We start from the raw sequence: 16352 nt of genomic DNA, 5'->3' as shown, positions 1-16352 counted from the left end.
CAGGCGAATCGCTGAAATACCACGTCGCCGTAGCAGGCACCGTGTCTAAACAGGTCACCCGCGTCGACACGCTGTTTCTCCACCAGACGGGAGACGACTACCTCGTCGTCGCCCGCCGGGACGGAAAGCGGGTGCTCCGCGGCAAGCTCGAACTCAAAGAGACGAACGCGGGGCCCCGACCCCTGCGCTTTCTGGTGACGCGGAAGGGAGAGGACTCGCCGCGCGACCCGAGCCAGTTCGTCGAACTCGCCCGGTCGGCCGCCCGCATCCGCATCTCGCAACAGACGCCGAAAGACGGCCGCGACGAGCTGAAAGAGATGCTCGACGGCTACCAGCTCGAGGCGCTGACGGTGCGGACCTGCCGCCGCTGTGCCGTCAACGGCCGCTACTCGCCCATCACCGACGACACGGCCATCAAGGCCGAACACGAGCACATCTGTCGCGACTGCGCCGTCCAAGAACTGGAGGGAGAACTCTCCTTCGCCGGCGGCCTCACGCAGGCGGCCCAAGAGCGCTTGGAGGAACTGCTGTACGAGACGGGCGACCTGACCCGCATCACGAACCTCCTGCAGGGCGAGTTGGACCCCGACCTGACGAAGTTCGACACCATCAGCGCGACGACGGAGGACGTGGAACTGGTCGAGACGAGCACGCTCGACCTCCACCCGAACCTGAAGTCGATGCTGACAGAGCGCTTCGACACCCTGCTCCCCGTCCAGAGCCTCGCCATCGACAACGGCCTGCTCGACGGCGACGACCAGCTCGTCGTGAGCGCGACGGCGACCGGGAAGACGCTCGTCGGCGAACTCGCCGGCATCAACCGGATGCTGAACGACGACGGGAAGATGCTGTTTCTCGTCCCGCTCGTCGCGCTCGCCAACCAGAAACACGAGGACTTCAAGGAGCGATACGGCCACCTCGGCAAGGTGACCATCCGCGTCGGCGCGAGCCGAATCAACGACGACGGCAACCGCTTCGACCCGAACGCCGACGTCATCGTCGGCACCTACGAGGGCATCGACCACGCGCTCCGGACGGGCAAGGACCTCGGCGACATCGGCACGGTCGTCATCGACGAGGTCCACACGCTGAAAGAAGAGGAACGCGGCCACCGCCTCGACGGGATGATAGCCCGCCTGAAACACTACTGCGAGGCCCGCGCGAAGCGCCGCGAGGGCTACGGCGGCGCGCAGTGGATTTACCTCTCCGCGACCGTCGGCAACCCGAAGTGGCTCGCACAGAACCTCCGGGCGAACCTCGTCGAGTACGAAGACCGCCCGGTCCCAATCGAGCGCCACGTCACCTTCGCGGACGGGCAGGAAAAGCCCCGCATCGAGAACCGCCTCGTGCGGCAGGCGTTCGACTCGAAGTCCTCGAAGGGCTACCGCGGCCAGACCATCATCTTCACCAACTCCCGGCGGCGGTGTCACGAAATCGCCCGGAAGATGGACTACAACGCCGCGGCGTACCACGCCGGCCTCGACTACGGCCAAAGAAAGCGCGTCGAGCGACAGTTCGCCAATCAGGACCTCGCGGCCGTCGTGACGACCGCCGCGCTCGCCGCCGGTGTCGACTTCCCGGCGTCGCAGGTCATCTTCGACACGCTGGCGATGGGCATCGAGTGGCTCTCCGTACAGGAGTTCAGCCAGATGCTCGGCCGCGCCGGCCGCCCCGACTACCACGACAAGGGCGTCGTCTACCTGCTCGTCGAACCCGACGCCAGCTATCACAACACGATGGAGATGACCGAAGACGAGGTCGCGTTCAAGCTCCTCAAAGGCGAAATGGAGGAGGTCCGGACGGTGTACGACCAGTCCTCGGCGGTCGAGGAGACGCTGGCGAACATCGTCGTCGCCGGCAAGAAGGCGAAGGCGCTCAACAGCCGGATGCTCGGCGAGGTGCCGACGACCCACGCGGTCGGCAAGCTCTTGGAGTGGGGCTTCATCGACGGGCTGGACCCGACGCCGCTCGGCCTCGCCGTGACCCGGCAGTTCCTCTCGCCGAGGGAGGCGTTCGCCATCCTCGACGGCATCCGAAAGGGGTCGTCGCCGTACGAAATCGTCGCCGACCTCGAACTCGACGAGGAAGGCCGGTAGCGACCGGCGCGCTCGACCGAGGCTGAGGTTCCGAATCCCGCACGCTTTTTGGCCGCCGATACATCGATGACCGCGTGGTAGCGATAACGCCGGACATCCTCGTCGTCTTCGCCGTCATCCTCGTCGCGCTGGCGTTCTTCGCGACCGAGCCCGTTCCGGTCGACGTGACGGCCATCGGCGTGATGGTGTCGCTGATGCTGATTCAGCCCGCCTCCGAGGCGCTCGCCTCGGCGGGGATGCTCGGCGCGCCCATCGTCCTCTTCGAGTCCTACCCCGGCGACGCCCTCTCGGGGTTCGCCAACACGGCGACGCTGACCGTCCTCGCGATGTTCATCCTCAGCGAGGGCGTCCAGCGGACCGGTATCATCCAGCTTCTCGGCGCGAAGATATCGACGTTCACCGGCGACAGCGAACTCCGGCAACTCGGCGCGACCGTCGGCGTCGTCGGTCCCATCTCCGGCTTCATCAACAACACCGCCGCGGTCGCCATCTTGCTCCCGATGGTGACGGACCTCGCCGACCGCGGCCAGACCTCACCCTCGAAGCTCCTCTTACCGCTGTCGTACGCGTCGATGTTCGGCGGCATGCTGACGCTCATCGGCACGTCGACCAACATCCTCGCCAGCGACGTCTACTCGCGCATCACGGGCGAAGCGCCCTTCACGATGTTCGAGTTCACCGCGCTCGGTGCGGTGGTCATGGCCGTCGGCATCGTCTACCTCATGACAATCGGCCGGCGGCTCACCCCGGCGCGCATCGAGCCGCGGCGGGACCTCACCGAGGAGTTCGAGATGGCGGAGTACCTGACCGAGGTCGTCGTCCGCGAGGACTCCCCGCTCGTGGGCCAACAGGTCCAGCGGGCGCTCGTCGAGACGGATTTCGACGTGGACCTCCTCCAACTCATCCGCGGCGAGAGCGTCTTCCTCGAACCGCTCGGCCCGAAGGAGATTCAGCCGGGCGACGTGTTCACCCTCCGGACCGACCGCAACACGCTCGTCGAACTGCTCGACGTGGAGGGCCTCGACCTCGTTCCGGCGACCGTCACCGAAGACGAACTCGAACTCGCCGACCGCGGCCAGAACCTCGTCGAGGTCGTCGTCGCGCCGGGGTCGGCGCTGGTCGGCGAGTCGCTCGCCTCGGCGAGTTTCAGACAGCGGTACGACGCGACCGTGCTCGCGCTCCGCCGCGGCGGCGAACTCATCCGCCGCCGGATGGACAAACTCCCGCTCCGCGTCGGCGACACGCTTCTCGTGCAGGCGACCGTCGAGAGCATCGAGCGCCTCGACAACAACCGCAACTTCATCGTCGCCCAGGAAATCGAGCGCCACGACTACCGCGAGTCGAAGATTCCCGTCGCCGTCGGCATCGTCGCCGGCGTCGTCGCGCTCGCCGCACTCGACTTCCTGCCCATCGTCGTCGCCGCGCTCCTCGGCGCGCTCGCCATGGTCGCCACGAAGTGCCTCCGGCCGACGGAGCTGTACGACGCCGTCCAGTGGGACGTCATCTTCCTGCTCGCGGGCGTCATCCCGCTCGGCATCGCGATGGAGAACTCCGGGGCCGCCGAACTCCTCGCCGAACTGGTCGTGATGAGCGGCGAGTTCCTCCCCCTCATCGCCGTCCTCGGGGTGTTCTACTTCGTGACCGCGCTCCTGACGAACGTCATCTCGAACAACGCGAGCGTCGTGCTCATGATTCCGGTCGCCATCGAGGCCGCGACGACGCTCGGCGCCGACCCGTTCTCGTTCGTCCTCGCGGTCATGTTCGCGGCGTCGACGGCCTTTATGACCCCCGTCGGCTACCAGACGAACCTGTTCGTCTACGGTCCCGGCGGCTACAAGTTCACGGACTACATCCGCGTCGGCGGCCCGCTCCAGTTGCTTCTCGGGGTCGTGACGACCATCGGCGTCGCGTACTTCTTCCCCCTGACCTGACGGGGCGGAACGAAACCCTTTACTCCGCGACGGGGAGAGACGTATGTGCGGGACCGTGGGTTAGCCTGGTATACTTCGGGCCTTGGGTGCCCGTGACCCCGGTTCAAATCCGGGCGGTCCCACTTCTACCCGAACTCACCTACCGAGCACCGCGTAGCGTGTGCGAGGCACACCGAGTTCGCGGTGGATGGACCAAAACGGATTTGAACCCGACGAGACCGAACGGAGTGAGGTCTCGGCTTGGTTCAACATCCGGGCGGTCCCATTTTGACTCAAATCTAACACGTGAGCCCTGCATGTCGTGTGCGGGAGGAAGCCGTGGAAACACCGGGAACGAGAACCACGAGACGGCGGCGGGAAGACTTTTGCGACGAGCGGGAAACTTCTCGACTGAGATGTCAATCCAGCCGCTCGATATCCTCGGCGGGGTCATGTTCATCGCGGGCCTCGCAGTCGTGACCGGCGTGGTCGCGGCCGCGGTCGCCGCGGGCCAACGCCTCGGGGTCGGCGCTCTACTCATGGTGCTCGGAACCGCCGCGGTCGCCGGGGCGCGAGTGTACGAGAAAGCCCTCGGAACCACGAGCTAACCGGTATCGAACCCCGGCCGACCCGTTTTTCAGACCGTCGGGCCGAATTTACGGGCGCGACAGAGGAGTTACCGCCGCTTCTTTCGGTACCAGAACCGACAGCCGACGGGCGACTCGCCGGCGTCGATATCGAGTCGGCTGAGAAACAGGTCGCGGAGCGCGAAGGTGACGACCAGTTCGACCGAGCCGCCGTCCTCGCGTTCGGCCGTCTCGTCACACGGTCGGTCGCCGTCGGCCGGGCGCGCGCGGACCACCCAATGGCCGTCGCGTTCGGCGGCCGACACGACGACGCCTTCGGTCCAGCGGTCGCGGTCGTGGGTCGGTTCTCTTGCGTGGATTCTGTCGTGGACCATCGCCTACGCCGCCCTCAGGGCCGTGGCGGTGACCGCGCTCCGAGTAGTGGCGTTCCTGTCGGCCTCGCGTTGTTCGGTCTCGTTCGTCCGCTGGATGACGTAGCGCTGGCCGACCATCGGATCCAAGAGGCTGTCGACGGGCGCGCGGTCGTCGGTGAGAAGCGGCACGTCGTCGGTGGGTTCGTCGTTCCGGTAGGACGTGAGTTCGGCCGCGAGGTCGATGCCGATGTCGCGTCGCTGGTTGCGCGCCTGTAGCTCCTCGGCGGTCACGAGCGTCTCGTCTTTCGTCGCCACCACCTCGATGTTCTGGACGACGACGCTTCCCGCGGTGGGGAAGCTGTACACCTGCGGGTAGACCGACCGCATCGTCTTGTACTCCGCGCGGTAGAACTGCGAGGCCGGGCCGCTGGGCGCGGAGATGACGTTGGCGAACAGGACGCCGTCCTCGTCGAGGCGGTCCGAGGTGAGTTGCATGAACTCCTGTGTCGTCAGCTGAAACGGGACCTTGTCCTTCCGGTAGGCGTCGAGGACGATAAGGTCGTACGTCCGATTCGTCTCCCGGAGATACTGCCGGCCGTCCATCGTGTGGACGTTGAGCCGTGGCGACTCCTCGACGCCGAAGTACTCCTCGGCGACGGAGACGACCTCGGGGTCGAGTTCGACCACGTCGACGGTCACGTTCGGGTACTTCTCTAAGAACACGCGCGGGCCGGTGAATCCGCCGCCGCCGACGAACAGCACCCGGTCGATGTCATCGGACAGGAGAAAGGGGACGTGGAAGTACGACGTGTAGTCGAAGACGTGCCGCGTCGGGTCGTCGAGGTCCATCGCGCTGTGGGGCTGGCCGTCGAGGTAGAGCGTCCGCGTCCCGCCGCCGTCGGCGACGCGAAGCTCCTGATAGGCGGTCTGGGTGTGGTAGACGGTCGTGCCGCGGGAGTCGAGACCGATGCCGCCGGTCAGCGACGCGAGGACGAGGACGGCGGCGATGCCGACGCTCCAGACCGCTTCGTCGCGGCCGATATCGGGGCGCGAGAGCGCGAGCGCCGTCACGACCGAGACGAGTCCGAAGACGAGCCCGATGTTGGTGACGCTCAGAGACGGGATGAGGAAGTAGGTAGTAGCGAACGCGCCGATGATACTGCCGACGGTGCCGACGGCGTAGACGTGGCCCGAGGCCGCGCCCACGTCGGACCGCCCGGAGAGTTCCGCCGCGTAGGGACTGATGAAGCCGAGGAAGTAGGTCGGCGGCCCGAACAGGAGCGTGATGGCGGGGAGCGACGCGAACCGGCTCGGGACGGGGAGTCCGGCGGTCGACTGGATGAACAGGTCGCCGAGGAGGATGACGCCCGCGATGTACGCCGCCGTGCCGATGAAGACGCGGGCGAGCGCGCCGTTCGACGCCCGTTCGGCCTGCTGTCCGCCCCGGTGGTAGCCGAGGCTCAGCGCCGCGAGGAAGACCCCGATAATGCTCCCCCACGTGTAGATACTGCTACCGAACTCGGGAGCGACCATCCGCCCGGCGAGAATCTCCAGCCCCATGCTCGTGACCCCGGAGACGAACACGGCGAGTTCGGGCCGCGTCATCCGGAGCCACGAGGAGGATGCGGGCGTCGATGCCATGTCAGTACGCCAAGGGACGCGGCCGTATTAATTCATGCACGGCGGCGAACCCGTCGCGGTTCGAGGCGACGCCCGCCGACGAGCCGGCCGAACGCTCGCGTCCAAACGTCCAAACGCTCTTAGCCGATGAGGAGACCACGCCGGTCCGTGTCCACCCTCGTCGCCGCGTCCGACCTCGCCCGCGCCGCGTACTGCCCGCGACAGCTCTACTACGCCCGCCGCGACGACGACCGAGCGCCGCCGGCCGCAGTCGCCGGCGTTCGCGCGCTCGCCTTCGAATACCCCGACCTGCTCGACGCCAGCGACGACGCGCTCGCGGCGCGGCCGATTTCGGTGTCGCCCGCGACGTACCGCCAGAACCTCGCTCGACTCCGCGAGCGCGACGACTGGGACGCGCTCACCGACCCCGTCGCCCGCGACGAACTCCTCGCGGGCAAGGACTGCCGCGGCGTCGCGCACAAACTCGTTCGCCCGCCCGACGACGGGGACGGCGACGGAGACGACGACGGCGAGCGACCGCCGATTCCCTCCCTCGTTTCGCCCGGCGAACCGCCCGAGCGCGGCGTCTGGGAACCCCAGCGCGTCAGAGCCGTCGCGCTGGCGAAGGCGCTCGCGTGGGAGCGCGAGGCGTCGGTGTCGCGCGCGCTGGTCGAGTACCCGGCGGTCGGCGTCGTCCGGACGGTCAGGCTCACGACGGGGAACAAGGCGGCCTATCGGCGGGCGCTCCGCGTCGCTCGCAACCTCGATTTCGTCCCGTCGCGGCTCCGCGACTCCGCGAAGTGCGAGTCGTGTGCCTACCGGGAGCGGTGCGGCGTGAAAACGTGGTCGCTGTCGTCGCTACTCGGTCGGTGACGGGTCGTCGCCGAGAGGGACGCTACGCGTCGGCGGCGTGCTCGTCTAGCCACGCCTCGATGTCGTCGGCCATCGCGCCGCGGCGGTGGACGACGCCGCGGCCGGGGTCGACGACGGTGCTTTCGGTGCCGGGAGTCGTCCCGCCGTCGAGGACGACGGCGACCGCGTCCCGAATCTCGTCGGAGAGCTGTGAGGGGTGGGTGATGCTCCCGGTTCCGGAGCGGTTGGCGCTGGTCGCGGTGACGGGCGTCCCGGCCGCCCGAAAGAGAGCGCGCGCGAGTTCGTGGTCGGGGACGCGGACGCCGACGCGGTCTTTCCCGGCGACGAGCGCGTCCGGCAGGCTGTCGCGTCGCTCCACGACGACCGTCACCGGGCCGGGGAGGAACCGGCGCATAAAGGCCTCCTCGCGGTCGTCGGCGACGACGAACTCCAGCGCGGCGTCCACGTCGGGGAAGCCGGCGGAAAGCGGTTTGTCTCGGTCGCGGCCCTTGATGTCGAAGACGCGTTCGACCGCGTCGGCGTTCGTCGCGTCCGCGCCCATGCCGTAGACCGTCTCGGTCGGGTAGACGACCGCCTCGCCGCGGCGGACGGCGGCGGCGGCACGCTGTACGTCGTCGTCGCTCATGTTCGAACCGACGCGCAACGGGCGAAAAAGCGTGACGAAACGGCGATTCCGCGCGGGGACGGGAGCGCGGTCGGCGCGGCGGGGTCGAGAGACCGACCCGCGCGTCGGTTCGGCAGACGAGTCCGGCTACAGGTCGGCGAGGGCGTCGGCGATGTCCTCGTAGTCCGGGAAGTCCGGCCACTCGTCGGCGACCCAGCGGTACAGGACCGTTCGGTCCTCGTCGAGGAGGAACACGGCGGGGCGGTGTTCGGTGACGCCGGCCATCCCGTCGAGGTCGTGTTCGAGGTCGTAGTCGGCGGCGACGCCGGCCGCGGGGTCCGAAAACAGGCGGGCGTCCACACCGCGTTCTTCGAGGAACGACTTGTGCTCGTAGGGCGACGAGATGGAGACGCCGACCGTCTGTACGTCCTCCGGGACGCCGCGGTCGCGGAGCTCGTTCCAGACGTACGTCGCGGGGAACGCGCCCGTCATCGTGTGGAACACGAGGAGGACGGGCCCGTCGTCGGTGAGGTCCGAGAGCGAGGCGTCCTCCCAGAACTCCGCGTTGACGAGCGGGCGGGTGAAGTCCGGGGCGGTGTCGCCCACGGACGGGGCGTCGTGGTCGGGCAGGGAGACGACGTCGAACTCCGGCATCAGGCTCCCTCCCCGTAGGTGTTCTCGAGGTACTCGACGATGTTCGCCGACTCGGACATCGTGACGCCGGTGTTGTCGTCGACGATGGCGGGGACCGAGCGCTTGCCCGAGACGCGCTTGACGACGTTTCGGTCGGAGTGCATCGGCTCGACGAACCGCGACTGGTAGGCCAGCCCCTGCTCGTCGAGCGTGCGGACGACCCGCTCGCAGTACGGGCACGCCTGCAGTCGGTACAGCGTAATCGCCGGTTGCTCGTCGGACATGGGGGGCTGTTGGGCAGAGCGTCGCCTAAGCCCTTCGCTCGCGGGCATCCGCGCCGCAATCTCGGGAGCGTGACCGGCCCGACGGGGGCGAACGAGACGCCCGACGAGGCGGTGTCGAGGGCAACTCTTAATTCCGGTCCCGCGCAAGACAGTGTCGTTACATGGGTTTGCCGCCGCTACAGTTACCTCCAGCCTCGACGCTCGCGGCCGCACAGGTCTCGAATATCCCGCTGGACGACACGACGATCACAGTCCTCGGCGTGGCCGCGATTGTCGTCCTCGTCGCCCTCTCGGCGTTCTTCTCCTCGTCCGAGATCGCGATGTTCTCACTCGCGAAGCACCGTGTCGACTCGATGGTCGAGGAGGGAATCCCCGGCGCGGAGCGGGTCAAATCGCTCAAAGAAGACCCGCACCGCCTGCTCGTGACCATCCTCGTGGGCAACAACATCGTCAACATCGCGATGTCGTCTTTGGCGACCGGCCTCCTCGCCGTCCTCGACTTCGGCGCTGGCGAGTCGGTCCTCATCTCCACGTTCGGTATCACGACGCTCGTCCTCCTGTTCGGCGAGAGCGCGCCGAAGTCCTACGCGGTCGAGAACACCGAGTCGTGGTCGCTCCGCATCGCGCGACCCCTGAAGTACGCTGAGTTACTGTTGCTCCCGCTCGTCGTCCTGTTCGACCACCTGACGCGCCTCGTCAACCGCGTCACCGGCGGGCAGACCGCCATCGAGACGACGTACGTCACCCGCGACGAGATTCAGAACCTCATCGAGACGGGCGAGCGCGAGGGCGTCATCGAGGAGGAAGAACGCGAGATGCTCGACCGCATCTTCCGCTTCAACTCGACTATCGCCAAGGAGGTCATGACGCCCCGCCTCGACATGACCGCCGTCCCGAAGGACGCGACCATCGACGAGGCCATCGAGACGTGCGTGCAGGCCGACCACGAGCGCGTCCCCGTCTACGACGGCAACCTCGACAACATCATCGGCATCGTCAACATCCGGAACCTCGTCCGCGAGAAGTACTACGGCGAACGCGGCGTCGGCATCGCCGACATCGTCTCGCCGACGCTCCACGTCCCCGAGTCGAAGAACGTCGACGAACTGATGGCCGAGATGCAGGACACGCGGATGCAGATGGTCGTCGTCATCGACGAGTTCGGGACCACCGAGGGTCTCATCACCCTCGAAGACATGGTCGAGGAAATCGTCGGCGACATCCTCGAAGGCGACGAAGAAGAGCCGTTCGAGGAGGTCGACGAGAACACCTACCTCGTCCGCGGCGAGGTCAACATCGACGAGGTCAACGAGATGCTCGACATCGAACTCCCCGAGGGCGAGGAGTTCGAGACGCTCGCCGGCTTCATCTTCAACCGCGCCGGCCGCCTCGTCGAGGAGGGCGAAGAAATCAGCTACAACGACATCATCATCCGCATCGAGCAGGTCGACAACACGCGCATCATGAAAGCGCGCATCCAGACCAACGCGGGCATCGAAGCCGCCGACGGCGACGGCGACGACGAAAACGGCGGCGACGAGGAAGCGGAAGTCGAACCCGACACCTGACCGGGCGCGATCCGACGAACCCGATTCGCGCCGACCGCCAAACCTACTTCATCTCGACGACCGACCGAACCCGATTCGTCTCGTTCGAGACCCGACTCAACTCGTTTTCAGACCGTCGTCCGCCGCGGTTCAGCCGAGGAGCGTAAAGGAGAGAACCACGAGCACCAGCGACGCCAGCGCGAGAACCACCAGACCGGTCGCGTCGGCGGTGCCGTCGCCGAGGCGTCGCGCCCGTCCGCGGAAGCGAATCGCCAGCGCGAACGCGCCGAGGCCGACGGTCCCGAAGGCGAACCCGCGGAGCGAGATGCCGGTCACGACCGCCATCCCGACGTGGTAGACGCCGAAGACGGCCCAGAGCGCGGACACGAGGGTAGCGAGCGCGACGCGGAGCGCACGGACGTTCACACACCGAGTACGCTCGACACGAGCGTAAAGACGCCGTAGCCCAGTCCGAACGCGAGGGCGAGCGAGCCGACCCACGCGAGGACGGTGTACAGCATCTTCCGCCCGGAGACGCCCGACCCGCCGGCGGCGTAACCGGAGCCGATGATGGCGCTGACGATAATCTCGTTAAAGGAGACGGGGACGCCGAGGGCGACGGCGGTCTGGGCGATGGCGAACGAGGGAATCATCGCCGCGATGGAGCGCCGCGGCCCGAGCGAGGAGTAGTCCTGCGCGAGCGCCTTAATCATGCGCGGCGCGCCGGTCCACGACCCCGCGAGGAGGCCCAGTCCGCCGCCGACGAGGAGCGCCGGAAGCGGGACCGTGACCGCGTCGAGAAGCGGGACGAGCGGCCCGATGGCGAGGCCGACCTGACTGCCGCCGGCCGAGAACGCCACGAGGCCGCCGAGGACGAGCAGGAAGCGCCGCTGGCCCCGGGTCTTGTCGGTCGTCACCCACCGGCCGACCACGGCGGCGGCGGCGAGCGCGACGAGGAGCGAGGCGGCGACGAACCAGGCGGTCTCCCCGAGGCCGGCCATCCCGGTCAGTTCGACCGCGGCGGCACGGGCGACCGAGGCCGACCCCGACGCGCCGCCGAGCCCCCGCGAACTCCATGTTGGCGACGAGCAGGCCGACGATTCCGGCGAGCGCGGGGACGGTCCACTGCTCGGAGACGGCCTCTGCCCGGAGGAGTCGGGCGGTCGCGTACGACGCGCCGCCGCCGACGAAGGGCGTGAGCACCCACAGCGAGACGATTTGTTGGTACTTCGCCCACGCGGGGTCGCCGCCCATGGCGAGGCCGACGCCGACGACCGCGCCGGTGACGGTGAAGGCGGTGGCGATGGGGTAGCCGGCGAAGACGCCGATTGCGACGAGCACCGCCGCGGTGAGGAGCGCGACGACCGCGGCCCCCGCGGTCAGCGTGACGCCGCCGATGAGTTCCGTCCCGACCGCGTTGGTGACGTTCGCGCCCTGCAGGAACGCCCCGGCGAAGCCGAGCAGGCCGACGATGAAGCCCGCGCGCATCACCGAGATGGCGTTGGCTCCGACGGCGGGCGCGAAGGGCGTCGACCCCGACGACCCCGCGCCGATGGCCCACGCCATGAACAGGCTGGCGAGCGCGGCGACGACGAACGTGGCGAGCGTCGCGGCGGCTACCACGGGGCAACCCCCCGGCGGTCGTCGGCGTCGGCTGTTGTCCCGTCCATCAGCGGCGGCGGGCCTCGTCGTAGCCCTCGCTCAGTCCGAGGAGCGTCCGGCGGACGAGGAGATACCCGAAGAAAACGAAGAGCAACAACGCGACGAGCAGGCCGACGAACACGGGATTCCCCGCGAGAAAGTCGACGAGGCCGTCTACGACCAAAGGGTCGGTCATGTGGGTGGGTTCGGCGGGCACGAGGTATAGCAATTTCGGCGACGCGTCGTGAAAGAATACGAACACTCATGGGAAGCGGCGAGTAACGCCGATTCGATGGCCGACCTCATCCCCTCCACCCCGGACGACCCGGACGACGACCGGGGCGACCGAGACCCCAAGGTCATCGGCCTCGACAGCGACGAGGCGGACGACCTGCTCGGCGCGCTCTCCTCGTCGACCGCCCGGTCGGTCCTCGCGTCGCTCCACGAGTCGCCGGCGACGCCCTCGGACCTCGCCGCCGAAGTCGACACGTCCCTCCAGAACGTCCAGTACCACCTCGGCAACCTCTCGGAAGCCGACCTCATCGAGGTCGCAGACACGAGGTACTCCGAGAAGGGCCGCGAGATGAACGTGTACGCGCCCGCGGACCGGGCGCTCGTCGTCGTCGCCGGGCGCGAGGACGAGACGAAGGGGCTGAAGGGCGCGCTCACGCGCCTCATCGGCGGCGTCGGCGTCCTCGGAATCGGCGCGGCCGTCGTGAACCGACTCGCCCGAACCGGGTCGGTGCTCCCGTTCGGTTTCGGCGCCTCGGGCGGCGCGGACGGCGCTGGCGGTTCCGAAGCCGGCCAGAGCGGCGGGAGCGCCGGCGGGGCGGGAAGCGGCCTCAACGCGACCTCGCAGGCCGATGCGGCCACCACGACCGCGACGGCCGAGCGGACATCGACCGCGACGCGGACGGCCACGGAGACGGCGACGACGACCGACGGCGGCGGCGGATTCGGCATCGCCGAGGTGACCACGACGCCGGATTCGACGGCGCAGACCGCGGAAGCGACCCGGACCGCGGCCGAGTCGACGGTGACGGAGGCCGCGCGGACCGCGACGGAGACCGCGGCCGCGACGCCGACGCCGACGCCGACGCCGGTTCCGGACACGCCGGTCGCACAGACAGCCACGGAGACCGCGGCACAGCTCACGAGTGGGTCGAACGGGCTCGCGGGAGCAATCGGGTCGCTCTCGCCGGGGACGCTGTTCTTCCTCGGCGGGCTGACCGTGCTTCTCGCGTGGGTCGCGGTGGGCGTACTGCGTGACTAAAACGGCTGTTTGAGCTTACGGTGCGTATTTGATACCGTCACCCGTAGGAGTGAGTACGAGGTCGCGCGTGGCCCCCAACGGCGACGGGACTACCATCCGTTCCCCTGCCCCTCACCCCGTCGTCCGCGCGGCCTCGGACTACCCTCAGCAGACCCGCTCGGGTCTGTTCCCGCTGATTCTTCCGGCCCTCCACCGGACCTCGCCCCGCTATTCGTCGGGGACGATACGGAACGTCTCGAAGGTGTCGCCGTCGACCGTGACGAGTCGCCCGCGAAGTCCGCCGTCCGGTAGTTCCTCCAGTTCCGCGTGGGCCTTGCGGTTGCCCCGCGGTTGGGCGTGACTCCCCGGGTTGAGGAGCGGAATCGGCCCGGTGCCGTCGAAGCCCGGCCGGTGGCTGTGGCCGAAGATGACCGCGTCGGCGCCGCGCTCGCGGCCGAACATCGACAGCGCGGTGTTCCCGCCGCGGCGGGTGTGGGTCACCGCGAACTCGACGCCGCCGTAGGTGACGTTCCGCGCCGCGGGAACCCGGTCGCGTATCTCGGAGCCGTCGTTGTTGCCGTACACCGCGAGGAAGCTGTCGGCCTCGTCGATGAACGCGTCGAGGACGGACTCGCGCATGAAGTCGCCCGCGTGGACGACGAGATCGGCCTCGCGGACCGCGTCGAGGGTTCGGTTAGTCAGTCGATGACCGTCCGTGCTGTGGGTGTCGGAGACGACGACGAGCATGCGCCGGGCTAGGGGCCGGAGGGATTGAAACCTACCGACTATTGTGTCGGGTCGGTCGGGGGCGGTCGGGGGCGGTCGAGAGCGGTCGGGGACCGCCGCTGTCGGCGAGCGGTGTCCCGGTTCTGCGTCGGTAGCTCTATCCGGGCGGGGGGAGTGGCCCACGACATGGCAGGCAGTACGTCCGTCGTCGTCGCCGCGCTCTTCGCGAACGGGGCGATTGCGATTCTCAAGTTCCTCGGCTTCCTCGCGACCGGGAGCCCCTCCATGCTCTCCGAAACGTACCACTCCATCTCCGACACCGGCAATCAGGTGTTCCTCCTCATCGGCATCCGCGACAGCAAGCGCGGCGAGACGCAGTCACACCCCTTCGGTCACGGGAAATCGCAGTTCTTCTACTCGTTTCTCGTCTCCGTGATGCTGTTCGGCATCGCCGGCTGGGAGTCGGCCAAACACGGCTACGACGCCCTCATGCACCCCGGCCACGGCGGGGGCGGCGAGGCGCTCGTCCTGCTCGGCTTCGAAATCGAGCCCGTGTTGGTCAACGTCGCCATCCTCCTCGGGGCAATCGCCTTCGAGAGCTACGCCTTCCTGAAGGCGAACGCCGAACTCCGCCGGCAGATAGAGGAGTACGAGTGGAGCGGCCTCGTCGAGGCCTTCCGGCAGACGAGCGACGTGACGACGCTCACGGCGTTCACCGAAGACACCGTCGCGCTCACCGGCGCGGTGCTCGCGCTCGTCGGCATCGGCCTCACCGAACTCACGGGCAACGGGATGTTCGACGCCGCCGCGGCGCTCCTCATCGGGATACTGCTCATGGGCTTCGCCATCGCGCTCGCGTGGGAGAACAAGCGGCTTCTCATCGGCGAGAGCGTCCCCGTGGACGAGGAACAGGCCCTCCGCGACATCGTCAAAAACGACCCGCGGGTCGTCCACGTCGACCACTTCCGCGCGAGCTACGTCGGCCCCGAGAAACTGCTCGTCGCCCTCGACGTGAGCTTCGACCCCGAACTCGACACCGAAGAACTGGACGACCACATCACCGAAATCGAGTCCGAACTCAGGGCGGCCGACGACCGGGTGCACTTCGTCTACATCGAACCCGAACTATAGCCGAAGGAGCCGAGTGGGACGCCAGCGGCCGACCGCGACTGACGGCGGCATCCCCCAACTTACCGCGATTCGACCGCGTCGGCGACGAGTTCGACCGCCTCTTCTACGTCCTCGCGCGAGACGTTCAGGTTCGTCGTAAAGCGGGTGTGGTACTCGCCGAACGTGCCGCCGAGAACGCCTGCCTCGTCGCACAACTCCACGAACGCCTCGGCCGTCGTCCCAGCGCCCTCGGAGTCGACGACGACGATGTTCGTGTCGGGCGTCGGCACCGAGAGGCCGGAGACGGCGTCGAGACCCTCGGCGAGGACCGTCGCGTTCGCGTGGTCGTCGGCGAGGCGGTCGACGTTGTCGAGCGCGACGAGCCCCGGCGCGGCGATGATGCCGGCCTGTCGCATGCCGCCGCCGAACTGCTTTCTGACGCGGACGGCCTCCTCGATGAACGCCTCGGGACCGGCGAGCATCGAGCCGACGGGCGCGCCGAGGCCCTTCGAGAGACAGAACATCACCGTGTCGACGCGCTCGACCATCGCCGCCGGGTCCTCGTCGAGGGCGACGCAGGCGTTGAACAGGCGGGCGCCGTCGAGGTGGACCGGAATCCCGAGGTCGCGGGCGGCGTCGGCCGCGGCGTCGATGTCGGCTTTCGGAACCGCGACGCCGCCGCGGGCGTTGTGGGTGTTTTCGAGACACAGGACGCCGGTACCGGCGACGTGAAGCGACTCCTCGCGGGCGTGGTCGCGGACCTGCGCGGGCGTCGGCGCGGCGCGCTCGCCGGCGTCGTAGGCGCGGACCTGCAGGCCCGAGAGTTGGGCGAAGCCGCCGACCTCCCACTTGTAGACGTGCGCCCTCTCGTCCACGAGCGCCTCTTGGCCGGGGTCGGCGTGGACGCGGGCGGCGATTTGGTTACCCATCGTCCCCGACGGCACGAACAGCGCGGCCTCCTTGCCGACGAGTTCGGCGGCGCGCGCTTGGAGTTCGTTCACGGTCGGGTCGTCGCCGTACACGTCGTCGCCGACGGCGGCGTCGCGGGCGGCCTCGCGCATCTCGTCGGACGGGAGCGTGACGGTGTCGCTTCGGAGGTCTATCATGCGCGGAGAG

General features: G+C 68.4%; 16 protein-coding genes, 1 tRNA gene and 1 pseudogene. 8 read left to right on the top strand and 10 right to left on the bottom strand.

Features of this window, described 5'->3' with window-relative positions:
- Nucleotides 1–41: 41 nt before the first annotated feature.
- From C438_RS08740 to C438_RS08725, 4 genes are all read left to right on the top strand, one after another.
- Nucleotides 42–2096 carry a DEAD/DEAH box helicase gene (locus tag C438_RS08740; RefSeq protein WP_004968997.1) on the top strand — a complete coding sequence of 685 codons (2055 nt, stop codon included), beginning with the start codon at nt 42–44 and terminating at the stop codon, nt 2094–2096.
- 74 nt (nt 2097–2170) lie between these two features.
- On the top strand, nt 2171–4027 hold the full coding sequence (locus C438_RS08735; RefSeq protein WP_004968996.1) for an SLC13 family permease: 1857 nt from the start codon (nt 2171–2173) through the stop codon (nt 4025–4027).
- A 49-nt stretch (nt 4028–4076) separates the two neighbouring features.
- Nucleotides 4077–4149, top strand: a tRNA-Pro gene (locus C438_RS08730).
- A 273-nt stretch (nt 4150–4422) separates the two neighbouring features.
- A complete protein-coding gene (locus tag C438_RS08725; RefSeq protein WP_004968995.1) occupies nt 4423–4614 on the top strand; it encodes a hypothetical protein in 192 nt (63 codons plus the stop codon).
- Between the two features lie 68 nt (nt 4615–4682).
- On the opposite strand, the gene C438_RS08720 is transcribed toward C438_RS08725, so the two are convergent.
- Together C438_RS08720 and C438_RS08715 are read right to left on the bottom strand one after the other, a co-directional pair.
- Nucleotides 4683–4967 (bottom strand): DUF7861 family protein, encoded by a 285-nt coding sequence (locus tag C438_RS08720; protein WP_004968994.1) that lies wholly within the window; start codon nt 4965–4967, stop codon nt 4683–4685.
- 3 nt (nt 4968–4970) lie between these two features.
- Complete coding sequence (locus tag C438_RS08715) at nt 4971–6587, bottom strand: spermidine synthase (protein WP_049917895.1); 1617 nt, start codon at nt 6585–6587, stop codon at nt 4971–4973.
- A gap of 147 nt (nt 6588–6734) precedes the next feature.
- Here C438_RS08715 and C438_RS08710 point away from each other — a divergent pair, with 147 nt between their 5' ends.
- Entirely contained in the window at nt 6735–7439 is a 705-nt protein-coding gene (locus C438_RS08710) for a CRISPR-associated protein Cas4 (protein ID WP_004968992.1), read from the top strand.
- A gap of 22 nt (nt 7440–7461) precedes the next feature.
- Here C438_RS08710 and C438_RS08705 read toward each other — a convergent pair whose 3' ends face one another.
- The 3 genes from C438_RS08705 to C438_RS08695 all read right to left on the bottom strand — a co-directional run bounded on the left by C438_RS08705 (nt 7462) and on the right by C438_RS08695 (nt 8960).
- Nucleotides 7462–8064 (bottom strand): L-threonylcarbamoyladenylate synthase, encoded by a 603-nt coding sequence (locus C438_RS08705; RefSeq protein ID WP_004968991.1) that lies wholly within the window; start codon nt 8062–8064, stop codon nt 7462–7464.
- Between the two features lie 126 nt (nt 8065–8190).
- A complete protein-coding gene (locus tag C438_RS08700; RefSeq protein ID WP_004968990.1) occupies nt 8191–8697 on the bottom strand; it encodes a redoxin domain-containing protein in 507 nt (168 codons plus the stop codon).
- The gene (locus C438_RS08695; protein WP_004968989.1) at nt 8697–8960 is read right to left on the bottom strand and encodes a glutaredoxin family protein; all 264 of its coding nucleotides are present in this window, start codon (nt 8958–8960) and stop codon (nt 8697–8699) included. The genes C438_RS08700 and C438_RS08695 overlap by 1 nt, the downstream gene beginning before the upstream one ends.
- Before the next feature lie 161 nt (nt 8961–9121).
- Here C438_RS08695 and C438_RS08690 point away from each other — a divergent pair, with 161 nt between their 5' ends.
- A complete protein-coding gene (locus C438_RS08690) occupies nt 9122–10528 on the top strand; it encodes a hemolysin family protein (protein WP_049917894.1) in 1407 nt (468 codons plus the stop codon).
- 129 nt (nt 10529–10657) lie between these two features.
- On the opposite strand, the gene C438_RS08685 is transcribed toward C438_RS08690, so the two are convergent.
- The 3 genes and pseudogenes from C438_RS08685 to C438_RS19865 form a co-directional block, all read right to left on the bottom strand.
- A complete protein-coding gene (locus C438_RS08685) occupies nt 10658–10933 on the bottom strand; it encodes a hypothetical protein (protein WP_004968987.1) in 276 nt (91 codons plus the stop codon).
- Nucleotides 10930–12130: pseudogene (locus C438_RS08680) on the bottom strand (anion permease). Before C438_RS08680 ends, C438_RS08685 begins: the two are co-directional and overlap by 4 nt.
- Nucleotides 12131–12176: 46 nt before the next feature.
- The gene (locus C438_RS19865; RefSeq protein WP_007275486.1) at nt 12177–12365 is read right to left on the bottom strand and encodes a DUF7859 family protein; all 189 of its coding nucleotides are present in this window, start codon (nt 12363–12365) and stop codon (nt 12177–12179) included.
- 75 nt (nt 12366–12440) lie between these two features.
- On the opposite strand from C438_RS19865, the gene C438_RS08675 reads away from it, so the two are divergent.
- Nucleotides 12441–13421, top strand: coding sequence for an ArsR/SmtB family transcription factor (locus C438_RS08675; RefSeq protein ID WP_004968985.1), 981 nt, complete (start codon nt 12441–12443; stop codon nt 13419–13421).
- 207 nt (nt 13422–13628) lie between these two features.
- Here C438_RS08675 and C438_RS08670 read toward each other — a convergent pair whose 3' ends face one another.
- Nucleotides 13629–14147, bottom strand: coding sequence for a metallophosphoesterase (locus tag C438_RS08670; protein ID WP_004968984.1), 519 nt, complete (start codon nt 14145–14147; stop codon nt 13629–13631).
- Between the two features lie 165 nt (nt 14148–14312).
- On the opposite strand from C438_RS08670, the gene C438_RS08665 reads away from it, so the two are divergent.
- Nucleotides 14313–15257, top strand: coding sequence for a cation diffusion facilitator family transporter (locus tag C438_RS08665; RefSeq protein WP_004968983.1), 945 nt, complete (start codon nt 14313–14315; stop codon nt 15255–15257).
- Between the two features lie 59 nt (nt 15258–15316).
- Here the strand turns inward: C438_RS08665 and C438_RS08660 are convergent, their stop codons facing one another.
- A complete protein-coding gene (locus tag C438_RS08660) occupies nt 15317–16342 on the bottom strand; it encodes a threonine aldolase family protein (protein WP_004968982.1) in 1026 nt (341 codons plus the stop codon).
- Between the last annotated feature and the right edge of the window lie 10 nt (nt 16343–16352).

Source organism: Haloferax denitrificans ATCC 35960 (assembly GCF_000337795.1).
GTDB lineage: Archaea > Halobacteriota > Halobacteria > Halobacteriales > Haloferacaceae > Haloferax > Haloferax denitrificans.
This window is presented reverse-complemented; position numbering and strand designations above follow the sequence as displayed.